This window comes from Stenotrophomonas sp. NPDC047960 (assembly GCF_043204395.1).
Classification (GTDB): domain Bacteria; phylum Pseudomonadota; class Gammaproteobacteria; order Xanthomonadales; family Xanthomonadaceae; genus Stenotrophomonas.
This window is the reverse complement of the sequence record NZ_JBIDBX010000003.1, coordinates 86,735-100,758: the sequence shown is the minus strand read 5'-3', so window position 1 is coordinate 100,758 and position 14,024 is coordinate 86,735. Positions and strand designations below refer to the sequence as shown.

Here is a 14,024-nt window from a genome sequence, read left to right as displayed (position 1 = left end):
ATCTGCAAGCAGTGGCGTGGGCGATGTTCAGCGGCCCAGCAGCTTCAATACCTGGGTGGTGGGTTTGGCCAGGTTGAGGGTGTAGAAATGCAGTCCCGGTGCGCCACCGGCCACCAGCCGCTCGCACAGCTGGGCAACCACTTCGGCGCCGAAGGCGCGCACCGCCTCGGCGTCATCGCCATACGCCTGCATGCGCTTGCCGATCCAGCGCGGGATCTCGGCACCGCATTGTTCGGAAAAGCGGCGCAGCTGGCTGAAATTGGAGATCGGCATGATGCCCGGCACGATCGGCACCTGCACCCCCAGTCTGCGCACCGCATCGACGAAGTGGAAATAGGCGTCGGCGTTGAAGAAGTACTGGGTGATGGCAGCGTCGGCGCCGGCGTCGATCTTGGCCTTGAAGTACCTCAGGTCGCGCAGCGCATCGTCGGATTGCGGATGGGTTTCCGGGTACGCACCGACCTCGATGTGAAAGGCGTCGCCGTGTTCGGCGCGGATGAAGGCGATCAGTTCGGATGCATAGCGCAGGTCGCCGGGGTGGCCCATCCCCGAGGGCAGATCCCCGCGCAGCGCCACCAGGCGCCTGCAGCCGATGGCCCGGTAAAGCTTGAGCAGCTCGCGGATCTCTTCGCGGCTGCCGCCCACGCATGACAGGTGCGGTGCGGCGTCGAAGCCATGGTGCTGCTTGAGGTGGCGCACTGTTTCGGAGGTGTAGCTCAGGGTCGAACCGCCGGCGCCGAACGTGCAGGACACGTATTCCGGCGCGTAGGCCTTGAGTCTGGCCGCGGTACGGTCGAGCTGGGCGCGCTGGTCGTCAGTCTTGGGCGGGTAGAACTCGAAGCTGAGAGCGGTCATGGGCGGCGGCGGCAGCGGGTGTGCCTACATCATATCGCTTCATCGCGATGAATGTAAAAGAGCGCGGGCGGGGCGTTTACACCGGGGCAGGTACAGTAGCGTTCCCCACGGAGAGCACGCATGGACATCCTGATCACCGGCGGCACCGGTTTCATCGGCCAATGCCTTTGCCAGCGCCTGCTGGCGGCTGGGCACCAGGTGACGGTGCTGACCCGCAGCCCGGGCCGGCCCGGTCTGGACGGCGTGCAGTACGTCGCCGCGCTGGGAGATGTGGGCCCGGTTCACGCGGTGGTAAACCTCGCGGGCGAACCGCTGGTGGAGGGCCGCTGGAGCCCGGCCCGCAAGCAGGCCATGCTCGAGTCGCGGATCGACACCACGCGCGCCCTGCTGGACTGGATGCGCGGATTGCCGTCCCGCCCACAGGTGCTGGTATCGGGCTCGGCGATCGGCTACTACGGACCACGCGATGCCACCCCCCTGGATGAGTCGGCCTCGCCCGGGCATGACTTCGCCGCCACGCTCTGCCGGCGCTGGGAGGCCGAGGCGCTCAAGGCCGAGGCGCTCGGCGTGCGCACCTGCCTGCTGCGGACCGGCATCGTGCTGGATCGTGACGGGGGTGCGCTGGCGCGCATGCTGCCGCCGTTCCGGATGGGGGCGGGCGGGCCGATGGGCGACGGCACGCAGTGGATGAGCTGGATCCATCGTGAGGATCTGGCAGGCCTGATCCTGTGGCTGTTGGCCGATCCCGAAGCGCGGGGTGCCTGCAACGGCACCGCCCCGGCGCCGGTCACCAATGCGGAATTCGCCCGCACCCTGGCGCATGTGCTGAAGCGCCCCGCGTGGGTGAGAACGCCTGGCTTCGCACTGAAGCTGGCCTTCGGCGAAATGGCGGGCCTGCTGTTGACCGGCCAGAACGTGGTGCCTGCGCGCGCGCTGCGGGAAGGCTATCGGTTCCGGTACCCGACACTTGAACCGGCCCTGCGCGCGATCCTCGGCTGAGGGCGGTTACCCTGTGCACCTGTTTTCCAGCTGTGTGTGCCATGTCCATCGTCCTGACCGAATTCGCCCGTCCCCGTCTGTTTCCGCGCGTGCCACGTGGCAACACCATCCAGGACTGCAGCGCCGAGCAGTTCCAGGCGCATCTCAACGCGCATGCACCGTTCAGGGTGCTTGATGGCTATGCCCCGTTCTGCAAGCTGTTCGTGTACGAAAACTGGACATCCACGCGCTGCCTGACGGTGCCGATCACCGACGCCAACCGCCACCAGCTGCGCAGTGCCTATGAGGCGCGCAATCGGGAAGAGCTGCCGGTGCTGGTGCGCTGGTTTGAAGGCGTGGAGTCGCCGCGCGCGAATTACCTGGTGGTGATCCTGTACAGCGCCGAACAGCTGGCCAAAGAGGGCTCGCCCATCGACGCCGACTGGGGCATCGTGGGCTGCATCTATACCGCCGAACCGGAAGAGGTGCCGATGGCCCCGATCACCATGATGCGCAATGCGCTCGGGGTGGAAGAGGGGGGTTCAGGCGTGCCGCTGGACCGCGAGGCATACCAGCGCGCGGTGACGTATTGGGAAAGCCACGCCAATTGGCGGCCGTGACGTTACGGGCGACCGATGCACGCCATGCTTGCGTCGGTCAACGCGATCAGGTCGGCCGGGGCCAACGCTACCTCCAACCCGCGCCGCCCGGCGCTGACATGCATTGCCGGTAACGCCTGCGCGCTGGCATCGATGAAGGTACGGAGCTTTTTCTTCTGCCCCAACGGGCTGATTCCGCCGACCAGGTATCCGGTGGCACGCTGTGCCGCATCCACCGCCGCCATCTCGCACTTCCGGCACCCGGCCGCGTCGGCCAGCGCCTTGAGGTCCAGTGTCCCGGCGACCGGTACGATCGCCACCAGCAGTTCGTGCCTTTCGGTGCTGGCCAGCAGCGTCTTGAACACCGTCGTGGCGTCCAGCCCCAGCTTCTCCGCAGCTTCGCTCCCGTAGGAGGCGGCGTTGGCATCATGGTGGTAGGACAGCACGCTATGGGCGATGCCGCGTTTCCTGAGCAGATTGATGGCCGGGGTCATGGGAAGGCAGCTGGTTGGGTCGTACCACCTTAGCGTCGGCGCGACCGCAAAATCTTGACCCGGACTATTGGTTCCGCTGCTGACGGCAATGGGGCCGCCAGCAGCAGGAATACGAACTCAACCCTTGGGCGCGCACTCGACAGAGTCGACTTTCCCGGCCCCGTACTTTGCTTCCGCACTGGTCTTTGCCAAGCCATCAGCCACGTCACCGTTGCTGGCGGCGACCTCGAAGTAACCCTCCGCCTCGCCCCTGAGTACATTGCCGTCCGCATCGTGCACGGCACACCGGTAGGTACTGGTTGCACCTGTCGCTGGGGTGGATGGAGCCGTTGGCGTCGGATCGGTACTCGTGGTCGGTGCCGACGTCGCAGTGTTCGTTGCTCCTGCGACCGCATCGCATTGGGCCTTGGTCAGCGTGACGCTGTTCTTCTTGTAGCGCGTGGCAGCAGCCAGTGCACCTGCTTCCGCTGCTTTCAGGTCGGCCGCCTTGATGGCGTATTTCCCGTCAGCGTTGCTGCTCGCTTCCGGCGTTTTGCCGTCTGCACCGGAAAACACCATGCACCGATAGTCGGCGGCGTGGACGGGGGACACGTAAGCGGCACCGCACAGCACCAGCAGCGCGGGAAGTACGAACTTGATGGTCATGGAAGTCTCCGGAATGCACCAGATATTCCCCCGCGCGCTGATGATCCTGGCCCGGAGGTGAGGACCGGGTGCAGTGCGGGTGAAGCCCGCATAAAGAAAAACGGGCGCCCGAAGGCGCCCGTCCCCCAACCATCAGTAGCGGTAATGCTCCGGCTTGAACGGACCTTCCACCGGCACGCCGATGTAATCGGCCTGTTCCTGGGTAAGGGTGGTCAGCTTCACACCGATCTTTTCCAGGTGCAGGCGCGCCACTTCCTCGTCCAGCTTCTTCGGCAGCAGGTACACCTTCTTCTCGTAGCTGTCCTTGTTGGCCCACAGGTCGATCTGGGCCAGGGTCTGGTTGGCGAACGAGTTGGACATCACGAAGCTCGGGTGGCCGGTGGCGCAGCCCAGGTTGACCAGGCGGCCTTCGGCCAGCAGGAAGATCGCGTTGCCGTTCGGGAACACGTACTTGTCCACCTGCGGCTTGATGTTGATGTGCTGCACGCCCGGGAAGCCGACCAGCGCATCGACCTGGATCTCGTTGTCGAAGTGGCCGATGTTGCAGACGATGGCCTGGTCCTTCATCGCGCTCAGGTGCTCGATGCGGATGATGTCCTTGTTGCCGGTGGTGGTGACGTACAGGTCCGCACGACCCAGGGTGGATTCGATGGTGTTGACCTCGAAGCCTTCCATCGCCGCCTGCAGGGCGCAGATCGGATCGATTTCGGTGACCACCACGCGCGCGCCGTAGGCACGCAGCGACGCGGCGCAGCCCTTGCCCACGTCACCGTAGCCGCAGACCACGGCGACCTTGCCGGCGAGCATCACGTCCATCGCGCGCTTGAGGCCATCGGCCAGCGACTCGCGGCAGCCATACAGGTTGTCGAACTTGGACTTGGTGACCGAATCGTTGACGTTGATCGCCGGGATCAGCAGGGTGCCGGCCTGGGCCAGCTGGTACAGGCGGTGCACGCCGGTGGTGGTTTCTTCGGACACGCCCTTCCAGTCCTTGACCACGCGGGTCCAGTAACCCGGACGCTCCCTGGCCACGCGCTTGAGCAGGTCCTTGATGACCTGTTCTTCGTGCGAGGACGCCTTTTCGTCGACCCAGGTGCTGCCGTTCTCGAGCTCATAGCCCTTGTGGATCAGCAGGGTGACATCGCCGCCATCATCGACCACCAGTTCCGGGCCGGTCAGGGTGCCGTCGGGCAGGGTGAAGGTCAGCGCATCCAGGGTGCAGTCCCAGTACTCTTCCAGCGTTTCGCCCTTCCAGGCGAACACCGGGGTGCCGGACGCGGCGATCGCGGCAGCGGCGTGGTCCTGGGTGGAGAAGATGTTGCAGGACGCCCAGCGCACGTCCGCGCCGATGTCCTTCAGCGTCTCAATCAGCACCGCGGTCTGGATGGTCATGTGCAGCGAACCGGTCACGCGCACGCCCTTCAGCGGCAGGCTGGCGGCGTGCTTGCGGCGGATCGACATCAGGCCCGGCATTTCGTGCTCGGCGATATCCAGCTCCTTGCGGCCCCAGTCGGCCAGCGAGATATCGGCGATCTTGTAATCACCTTCGGTAGAGAAGGTCTTGGCAACAGCGTTCATGCAAAAGCTCCGGTAATGGACGAATGGCTCGTCTTCGCCGGGCGCCGTTGGAACCAGCCCTGCCACCGAGCCTGGCCGTGCGGAACAGGTCCGGCAGCGGTCGCAGCGCCCCTCGGTGGAGGGGATGCCCATTATATCCCGGCGCACCGCCCAGGCATGAATCGGTGCCCGCCCCCAACCATCGGCAGGGGGGTAAACCGCGCCCCGCTGTTAAGGTCCAAGGTTTGCACAGCATGGGGTGGGAAGATGACAGGCAATGACCATACGCGCCGCGCGCGCTGGAGCAGCCGGCTGATCGTGGGCATGGCTCTGCTGGCGGTGGCGCCGCTGGCGCTGGCGGCAACGCCCACCGCGGGACAGAAGCCGGCCCAGGCTGCTGCGGCGCCGGCCGGGCAGGGTTACCAGCTGCCATCGGCGGCGCTGCAGGCGGTGGCCAACGCTCCGCGCGCACCCACCCTGAGCCTGTCGCCGCGCCGTGATATCGCCGCCCTGCTGCAGACCCCGCCGCTGCCGTCGATCAACGAGGTGGCCCAGCCCGAGCTGAAGCTGGCCGGCGTGCGGATCAACCCGGCGACCTTCTCGGCCAGCACGTTCACCTTCGCCGACAAGCTGTGGCTGATGAACATCGCCGACGGCAGGGAGCGCCAGATCACCGGGCTGCCGCAGCCGCTGTCGGTGGCCTCGCTGGCGTGGTCGCCGGACCAGAAGTACCTGGCCTTCAACCATGTGAACGCGGCCAGTGGTGCCAATGAGCTGTGGATCATCGACGTGGACAGCGGCAGTGCGCGCCGCCTGCTTGCCGACCTCAACACCGTGTTCGGCAGCGGCTACGACTGGCTGCCCGACAGCCGCGGGCTGGTGGTGACCCAGCAGCTCAAGGGCCAGGGCCCGGCGCCCGCCGCCGACGGCATTCCGACCGGGCCGGCGATCCAGCAGACCCAGGCCGACGCAGGCGTGCGTGCGATCCGCACCTACCAGGACCTGCTCAGCAACGAGGCCGATGCGCGCCTGTTCGAGCATTACGCGCGGTCGCAGCCAGCCCGTGTCGCGCTCAATGGTGTGACCGCACCGCTGTCCACTGCCGGGGTGTATCTGGACCTGAGTGTGTCGCCGGATGGCCAGCACGTGCTGGCCCAGCGCGTGCAGCGCCCATACTCCTACCTGGTGCCGGTCGATGATTTCCCGCGGCGCATCGAAGTGCTGTCTGCCGCTGATGGCCGGTTGCAGCACACCGTGGCCACCCTGCCGCTGGTGGAAGGTCTGCCCACCGGCAACGACGCGGTGCCCACCGGCGTGCGCGAGGTGAGCTGGCGCGCGGATGCGCCGGCCACGCTGGTCTGGGCCGAAGCCCAGGATGGCGGCGACCCCGCCCGCGACTCCAAGGTGCGTGACGCAGTGCTGATGCAGGCCGCGCCGTTCGAGGCGCCGCCGGTCACGCTGGCGCAGTTGGGCAGCCGCTATGCGGGCATCCAGTGGGGCCGTGGCGACCTGGCGCTGCTCAACGAATCGTGGTGGAAGTCGCGCGTGGTCAAGCAATGGCGGATCGCACCGGACCAGCTGGACCGGGCCCCGCAGCTGCTGTCCGAGCGTTCTTCGCAGGACCGCTACAACGATCCGGGCAAGCCGGCGCTGGTGCGCGACGTGAACGGGCGTTCGCGCCTGCAGATCACCGAAGACGGGCGCAGCATCTTCCTGCTCGGGCAGGGCGCATCGCCGGAAGGCGACCGGCCGTTCGTGGACCGCTTCGACCTTGAGAGCCGCACCACCACCCGTCTGTTCCATTCGCAGGCGCCGACCTATTCGCTGCCGCAGGCACTGCTTGACCAGGAAGGCACCGCGGTGCTGCTCACCCGTGAGTCACCCGACACGCCGGCCAACTACTTCGTGCAGTCGCTGGCCGATGCCACGGCCGCGCCGCGCGCGCTGACCCGGTTCGAACATCCGCTGCCGCAGCTGCGTGGAGTGAGCAAGGAACAGATCCGCTACAAGCGCAACGACGGCGTGGACCTCACCGCTACCCTTATGCTGCCGCCGGGCTACAACGCGAAGAAGGATGGCCCGCTGCCGATGCTGATGTGGGCCTATCCGGGTGAGTTCAAGACCGCCGCCGCGGCCAGCCAGGTGACCGATTCGCCGTACCGTTTCAACGCCATCGGCTACTGGGGTCCGCAGGCGTTCCTGGCCAAGGGCTATGCGGTGCTGGTCAGTCCGTCGATGCCGATCATCGGCGAAGGCGACAAGGAACCCAACGATACCTACCTGCCGCAGCTGGTGGCCAACGCCGAAGCGGCGGTCGATGAGGTGGTGCGGCGTGGGGTGACCGACCGCGAGCACATTGCCATCGGCGGGCATTCGTATGGGGCGTTCATGACCGCCAACCTGCTGGCCCATACGCGGTTGTTCAAGGCCGGCATTGCCCGTAGTGGTGCCTACAACCGCACACTGACGCCGTTCGGGTTCCAGGCCGAGGAACGCAACTTCTGGCAGGCCCAGGACGTGTACCTGAAGATGTCGCCGTTCAATTTCGCCGACAGGATCAAGGATCCGATCCTCTTCATCCATGGCGGGGACGACAACAATTCCGGTACGTTCCCGATCCAGAGCGAGCGCATGTTCGCGGCGGTGAAGGGGTTGGGGGGCACGGCGCGGTTGGTGATGCTGCCCAACGAGTCGCACCATTACCGTGCGCGCGAGTCGTTGATGACCATGCTGGCCGAAAGCGAGCGGTGGTTGGAACAGACCATCGGGCCGGGAATGAAGATCAAATGATGCCGCGCCGGGGATTACCCCGGCGCTTGCTTCGCTTCTTCGGCGTTTTCCAAACGCCGGAGGGATACCGGGGACGAATGCCGCGCGGCGTCGGATGCTTGAGCCGCGCTGGCGCGCGGTTGCCACGCAGGGCGTGGCACTACGTCACCAACACATGCAATTGAAACTATCTGTGCGGCGTCGATCACCGCGCGATCTGCGTTAGGCTTGACTGGATTCCGTTCCCGAGGCCAGTGCGTCGCAGATGAACGAGTACCGCAGCAGCATCGTCTTTGCCACCCCCGACATTCCCCTGCGTGACGATGTGCGCCGACTCGGCGCACTGGTCGGCGACCTGCTTGCCGAGCAGGTCTCCACGCAGTTCTTCGATGATGTGGAACAGGTGCGCACCCGCGCCATCGCGCGCCGTGAAAGCGATGCGCCGCTGTCAGATCTCAATGATGCGCTGACCGGGCTGCCGCCCGAACGCGCCGAAGCGATGGTGCGTGCGTTCAGCACCTACTTCCAGGTGGTCAACATCGCCGAGCGGGTGCACCGCATCCGTCGACGCCGGGATTACCAGCGCGCCGGCACCGCGCCGCAGCCCGATGGCCTGCAGGACGCACTTCAGCAGCTCAAAGCGCAGGGCGTCACCCTGGATGAGCTGGCCAGCTGGCTGCCGCGCATCGACATCGAGCCGGTGTTCACCGCGCACCCGACCGAAGCGGTGCGCCGCGCCCTGCTGGAAAAAGAACAGCTGATGGTGGCCAGCCTGGTCGACAACCTCGACGGCCAGCGCACCCCGTGCGAAGCTGCGGCCGATGCGGCGCGTTTCCGCATGGCGCTCACCGCGTCCTGGCAGACCACCGATTCCTCACCGGTGCGCCCCACCGTGGACGATGAGCGCGAACACGTGGGCTTTTACCTGGTGCAGGTGCTGTACCGGGTGATCCCGGTGCTGTACGAGTCGCTGCAGCAGGCACTGCTCGATACCTATGGCGACAGCGTGCCGCTGCCCCGGCTGCTGCGCTTCGGCACCTGGGTGGGCGGCGACATGGACGGCAACCCGAACGTGGATGCCGGCACCATCCGCAGCACGCTCGACGCGCAGCGCCAGGCGGTGCTGGGACGCTACCAGAAGGACCTGCTGCAGCTGGCAAGCCTGCTCAGCCAGTCCACCGAGCGGGTGGCGGTCAGCGACGCACTGCAGGCCCGGGTGGCGCATTACCAGCAGCTGCTGCCCACGGTGGTCTCACGCCCGCGGCATGCCGACATGCCGTACCGCCTGCTCAACGACCGCATGCGCGCGCGCGTGCAGGCCACGCTGGAGGACGCCGAGGGCGCCTACGCCTCGCCACGGGAACTGGAGGACGACATCTCGCTGATCCTCGACAGCCTGCATGCCAACAAGGGCGACCACGCCGGTGGCTTCGCGGTGCGCCGGCTGCTCTGGCGGGTGCGCACGTTCGGTTTCCACCTGGCGCGCCTGGACGTGCGCCAGGAATCGAGCGTGCACGGGCGTGCGCTGGCCAGCGTGCTGGATGGACAGGACGCCTGGGACGCGGCCGACGCGATTGCGCGCGCGCAGCGGTTGGCGCCGTTCGCGAGTGGCGAGCAGGCACTGCCGGCCAGCACGGAGGCCGGCGGCCAGCGCCTTGATGCGGTGTTCGCCGCGCTGGCCGATGCCCGCCGCCGCCACGGCGCTGATGCCCTGGGCAGCTACATCATTTCCATGGCCCACGACCGCAGCGATGTACTCGCGGTGCTGGCGCTGGCACGGCGTGGCGGGCTGGTGGACGAGGCCGGGGCGGTGCCGCTGGATATCGCCCCGCTGTTTGAAACCGTGGACGACCTGCAACGCGGCACCGACACGTTGCGCGACCTGCTGGCCGACCCCGTGTACCGCGCGCACCTGGCCGCGCGCGATGACGTGCAGATGGTGATGTTGGGCTATTCGGACAGCGGCAAGGATGGTGGCATCGCCGCGTCGCGCTGGGGCCTGCAGCGCGCCCAGGTGGAGCTGCTGGAAGTGGCCGCCGAAAGCGGCATCCGATTGACCTTTTTCCACGGCCGCGGCGGCTCGATCAGCCGCGGTGGCGGCAAGACCACTGATGCGGTGGACGCCTCGCCACGCGGCAGCATTGATGGCCGCCTGCGCGTGACCGAACAGGGTGAGGTGATCCATCGCAAGTACGGCATCCGCGCGCTGGCGCTGCGTTCGCTGGAGCAGTCCACCGGCGCGGTGCTGCGCTCCAGCCTGCGGCCGCGGGCACCGGAACCGCGCGAGGCGCAGTGGCGCCCGGTGATGGACCTCGTGGCCGGGAAGAGCGCGGAAGCCTATCGGGCGTTCGTTGGCCAGCGCGATTTCATGCAGTACTTCCGCCAGGCCACCCCGATCGATGTGATCGAGCGGATGACGCTGGGTTCGCGGCCGTCACGGCGGCTCGGGCAGGACGCCGCGTTGACCAACCTGCGCGCGATTCCGTGGGTGTTCGCCTGGAGCCAGGCGCGCGCGGTGATTCCCGGCTGGTATGGGGTGGGCAGTGGCCTGCAGGCGGCGATCAATGCCGGGCATGGGACCACGCTGCAGGCGATGGCGCGCGACTGGCCGTTCTTCAGCACCTTCCTGGACGACATCGCGATGGTGCTGTCCAAGGGCGACATCACCATCGCCGAGCAGTTCTCCCGGCTGGCCGGCCCGCTGCACGCCATGTTTTTCCCGCAGATCCAGCGTGAGCTGGCGCTGACCGGCAAACTGATCCTGGAGATCACCGGCCAGGACGAGCTGTTGCAGCACGACCAGCGCCTGGCGCTGTCGATCCGCCTGCGCAATCCGTACATCGATCCGATCAGCGTGCTGCAGGTGGACCTGCTGCGCCGCTGGCGCGAAAGCGGTGGCGAGGATGACGAGGTGCTGCGCGCCCTGGTGGCGTGCGTGAACGGCGTCTCCCAGGGCGTCCAGAACACGGGGTGAGGCACATATCGACCAACGGTCGATACCTACCCGGGCACGACCCGGATCGCCCTGCGAGATGGGGTCACGACCATTGGTCATGACAACCTCGACCGACGTGCCACAACGGCAGGTCACGACCGTTGGTCGTGACGCTTATTCCGGCGACGGCGGATTGGATGCCAGCAACTCGCGCTGGCGCTGCTCCATCTCCGCGCGCAGCTGCCGGCGCAGCAACGCGGCGGCATGGCGGCGGCGCTGGTCGCTCGATTCCAGCTGCAGCGCCGGAACCGGGGTCGGCTTGCCGTCGTCATCGACCGCCACCATGGTGAAGAAGCAGCTGTTGGCGTGCCGCACGCTGCGCTTGAGGATGTCCTCGGCGACCACTTTCACCCCGACTTCCATCGACGAGGTGCCGGTGTAGTTCACCGAGGCCAGGAAGGTGACCAGCTCACCGACCGCGATCGGCTCGCGGAACGTCACCTGGTCCACCGACAGGGTCACCACATAGCGGCCGGCATAGCGGCTGGCACACGCGTAGGCGACCTGGTCGAGCAGGCGCAGGATCGCCCCGCCATTGACCTTGCCGGAGAAATTGGCCATCTCCGGCGACATCAGCACGGTCATGGTCAGCTGGTGGGATTTGATGTCGGAAGGCATGCAGGGATTGTAACGACGACGGCCCGCGTTCGCGGGCCGTCGGTTTCACATGCTGCGCGGGCGGTTGGCCCTTATTTCAGCTTCGCATCGGCGCGCAGGGCGGCGGCGCGGTCGGTCTTCTCCCAGGAGAAGGCCGTGGCGTTGACCGTGTCACCGGCAGCGTTGAGGTAGCTGAAGTCCTTCGGCTTGCGGCCGAAGTGACCGTAGGCCGCCGTCTGCTGGTACATCGGGTGGATCAGGTCCAGCATCTTGATGATGCCGTACGGGCGCAGGTCGAAGTGCTTGCGGATCAGCTTTTCGATCTTGTCATCGCTGATCTTGCCGGTACCGAAGGTGGTGACCGAAATCGAGGTCGGCTCGGCCACGCCGATGGCGTAGGAGACCTGCACTTCGCAACGGTCGGCCAGGCCGGCCGCCACGACGTTCTTGGCCACGTAACGGGCCGCGTAAGCCGCCGAACGGTCAACCTTGGACGGATCCTTGCCCGAGAACGCGCCACCACCGTGACGGGCCCAGCCGCCGTAGGTGTCGACGATGATCTTGCGGCCGGTCAGGCCGCAGTCGCCCACCGGGCCGCCGATCTCGAACTTGCCGGTCGGGTTGATGTGGAACTTGGTGCCCTTGTGCAGCCACTTGGCCGGCAGCACCGGCTTGATGATCTCTTCGCGGACGGCCTCGATCAGGTCCTTCTGCTTGATGCCCGGGGCATGCTGGGTCGACAGCACCACTGCATCGATGGCCGCCACGGCGCCGTTTTCATAGCGCAGGGTGACCTGGCTCTTGGCATCCGGGCGCAGCCACGACAGCGGCGAGTTCTTCTTCTTGCGGATCTTGGCCTGCTGCTCGACCAGGCGGTGCGACAGGTGGATCGCGGCCGGCATGTAGCTGTCGGTTTCGTTGGTGGCATAGCCGAACATCAGGCCCTGGTCGCCGGCACCCATTTCTTCGGGCTTCTTGCGGTCCACGCCCTGGGCGATGTGCGGCGACTGCTTGCCGATCAGGTTCAGCACGCCACAGGTGGCGCCGTCGAAGCCGACGTCGGAGCTGTCATAGCCGATGTCCAGGATCACCTTGCGGGTCAACGCTTCCAGGTCGATCCAGGCGGAGGTGGTGATTTCACCGGCCACGATCGCCACACCGGTCTTGACCATCGTTTCGCAGGCCACGCGGGCGCGCTGGTCCTGGGCAAGGATCGCGTCCAGCACCGCATCGGAGATCTGGTCGGCAATCTTGTCCGGATGGCCTTCGGAGACCGATTCGGAGGTGAACAGGTAGCTGGACATCAGGCGTAATATCCTTTGATTCGGATGGAAAGATGGGCGCGCATGATACACGGCAAGTCGCGCCATTGCATTGTGGCTCAGCGGGGGTTGCCCGTGGTTAAGCCGGCGTGCCCACCGGCAGGGGCCGCCGGAGCGTGATTGGGGCCCAGCGTCGTGGCCCAGTGTTCCACCAGCGTGACAACGGGGCGCGCAGGGCGGGGTCCTGCCGGCCGCCGTCATCGGTCTGCCCCGAAACGGTCACGCCGCTGCCGTGTCGCAGGCGCAGGCTCCCGGCCATTCAGCCGCCGGGAAGGAGCACGCGCCATGCACGCCATCGAGCAGCGTCCGGGGTATCACGGGATGGATCGGGTCGCGGTCAGCCGACGGGCCGGGTCGGCTGGCCTGGCAGCGCATGATCGGGAGGCAGCAGGCCGGTCATCCCCGGCCGGGGGGCCGGCCCCCAGGCGGCGCACGGTGTTCCTCTCCGACGTGCATCTGGGCTCGCAGCATTGCCACGCCGCCGAACTGGCGGGGTTCCTGGGCCGGCTGCGCTGCCAGCGGCTGTACCTGGTCGGCGACATCATCGACCTGTGGTGGCTGGCCCATCGACGGGCCAGCTGGCAGGCGGCCCACAGCGATGTGATCCACGCGCTGCATGCGCTGCGCCGGGCCGGCACCGAGATCGTCTACATCCCCGGCAACCACGATGCGTCGCTGCGCCAGCTGTGCGGGTTGATGCTGCCGGCGATGCAGGTGCGCCGCCGCGCCATCCACACCACCGCCGATGGCCGCCGGCTGCTGGTGGTGCATGGCGACGACTACGACGGCGCCACCCACTTCGGTGGGCTGCAGGAACGCTTCGGCGACTGGCTGTACTACCGCATCCTCACCGGCAACCGGCTGCTCAACGCCGCACGGCGGCGGCTGGGAATGCGCTACTGGTCGCTGTCGGCATTCCTGAAGCAACGCAGTGGTGCCGCCGAGCGCTACATCGAACGCTTCGTGCAGGCCGGCCTGGCCGATGTGCGCCAACGTGGCCTGGACGGCATCGTGTGCGGGCACATCCATCGCGCCGCTTTGGTCGAACGCGACGGCCTGGTCTACGCCAACGACGGCGACTGGGTCGAAAGCCTGACCGCGCTGGCCGAAGACCCCGACGGAAGCCTGCGCCTGTTGGACCACCACGGCCACACCCAGGTCCGACTGGTCGCGCCCAGACAGTCGGCCGCCGCCTGACACCCAGACACGCATT

General features: G+C 67.0%; 11 protein-coding genes and 1 riboswitch. Of the genes, 5 read left to right on the top strand and 6 right to left on the bottom strand.

What is annotated here, in order from left to right; translation table 11 throughout:
• Positions 1-27 precede the first annotated feature (27 nt).
• Positions 28-855 (bottom strand): methylenetetrahydrofolate reductase [NAD(P)H], encoded by an 828-nt coding sequence (gene metF / locus ACGFZ3_RS08480; protein WP_392919145.1) that lies wholly within the window; start codon positions 853-855, stop codon positions 28-30.
• 120 nt (positions 856-975) lie between these two features.
• Between metF and ACGFZ3_RS08475 the strand changes: the two genes are divergently transcribed.
• Positions 976-1,854: a TIGR01777 family oxidoreductase gene (locus ACGFZ3_RS08475; RefSeq protein ID WP_392919142.1), complete on the top strand. Its 879-nt coding sequence runs from the start codon at positions 976-978 to the stop codon at positions 1,852-1,854.
• Positions 1,855-1,895: 41 nt separating this feature from the next.
• Positions 1,896-2,453, top strand: a complete 558-nt coding sequence (locus ACGFZ3_RS08470) for a DUF3228 family protein (RefSeq protein WP_392919139.1) — start codon at positions 1,896-1,898, stop codon at positions 2,451-2,453.
• A gap of 2 nt (positions 2,454-2,455) precedes the next feature.
• Here the strand turns inward: ACGFZ3_RS08470 and ybaK are convergent, their stop codons facing one another.
• The 3 genes from ybaK to ahcY form a co-directional block, all read right to left on the bottom strand.
• Positions 2,456-2,926: a Cys-tRNA(Pro) deacylase gene (ybaK, locus tag ACGFZ3_RS08465; protein WP_392919136.1), complete on the bottom strand. Its 471-nt coding sequence runs from the start codon at positions 2,924-2,926 to the stop codon at positions 2,456-2,458.
• A gap of 117 nt (positions 2,927-3,043) precedes the next feature.
• Positions 3,044-3,571, bottom strand: a complete 528-nt coding sequence (locus ACGFZ3_RS08460) for a hypothetical protein (RefSeq protein WP_392919134.1) — start codon at positions 3,569-3,571, stop codon at positions 3,044-3,046.
• 132 nt (positions 3,572-3,703) lie between these two features.
• Positions 3,704-5,149: an adenosylhomocysteinase gene (ahcY, locus tag ACGFZ3_RS08455; protein ID WP_392919131.1), complete on the bottom strand. Its 1,446-nt coding sequence runs from the start codon at positions 5,147-5,149 to the stop codon at positions 3,704-3,706.
• 32 nt (positions 5,150-5,181) lie between these two features.
• Positions 5,182-5,269: riboswitch (S-adenosyl-L-homocysteine riboswitch) on the bottom strand.
• A gap of 126 nt (positions 5,270-5,395) precedes the next feature.
• Here ahcY and ACGFZ3_RS08450 point away from each other — a divergent pair.
• Together ACGFZ3_RS08450 and ppc are read left to right on the top strand one after the other, a co-directional pair.
• The gene (locus ACGFZ3_RS08450; RefSeq protein ID WP_392919128.1) at positions 5,396-7,918 is read left to right on the top strand and encodes a prolyl oligopeptidase family serine peptidase; all 2,523 of its coding nucleotides are present in this window, start codon (positions 5,396-5,398) and stop codon (positions 7,916-7,918) included.
• 244 nt (positions 7,919-8,162) lie between these two features.
• A complete protein-coding gene (ppc, locus tag ACGFZ3_RS08445) occupies positions 8,163-10,871 on the top strand; it encodes a phosphoenolpyruvate carboxylase (RefSeq protein WP_392919125.1) in 2,709 nt (902 codons plus the stop codon).
• Between the two features lie 135 nt (positions 10,872-11,006).
• Here the strand turns inward: ppc and ACGFZ3_RS08440 are convergent, their stop codons facing one another.
• Together ACGFZ3_RS08440 and metK are read right to left on the bottom strand one after the other, a co-directional pair.
• Positions 11,007-11,510: an acyl-CoA thioesterase gene (locus ACGFZ3_RS08440; protein ID WP_392919122.1), complete on the bottom strand. Its 504-nt coding sequence runs from the start codon at positions 11,508-11,510 to the stop codon at positions 11,007-11,009.
• Positions 11,511-11,581: 71 nt separating this feature from the next.
• The gene (gene metK / locus ACGFZ3_RS08435) at positions 11,582-12,793 is read right to left on the bottom strand and encodes a methionine adenosyltransferase (RefSeq protein ID WP_392919119.1); all 1,212 of its coding nucleotides are present in this window, start codon (positions 12,791-12,793) and stop codon (positions 11,582-11,584) included.
• A gap of 453 nt (positions 12,794-13,246) precedes the next feature.
• Between metK and ACGFZ3_RS08430 the strand changes: the two genes are divergently transcribed.
• Complete coding sequence (locus tag ACGFZ3_RS08430; protein WP_392919117.1) at positions 13,247-14,008, top strand: UDP-2,3-diacylglucosamine diphosphatase; 762 nt, start codon at positions 13,247-13,249, stop codon at positions 14,006-14,008.
• Positions 14,009-14,024: the final 16 nt, after the last annotated feature.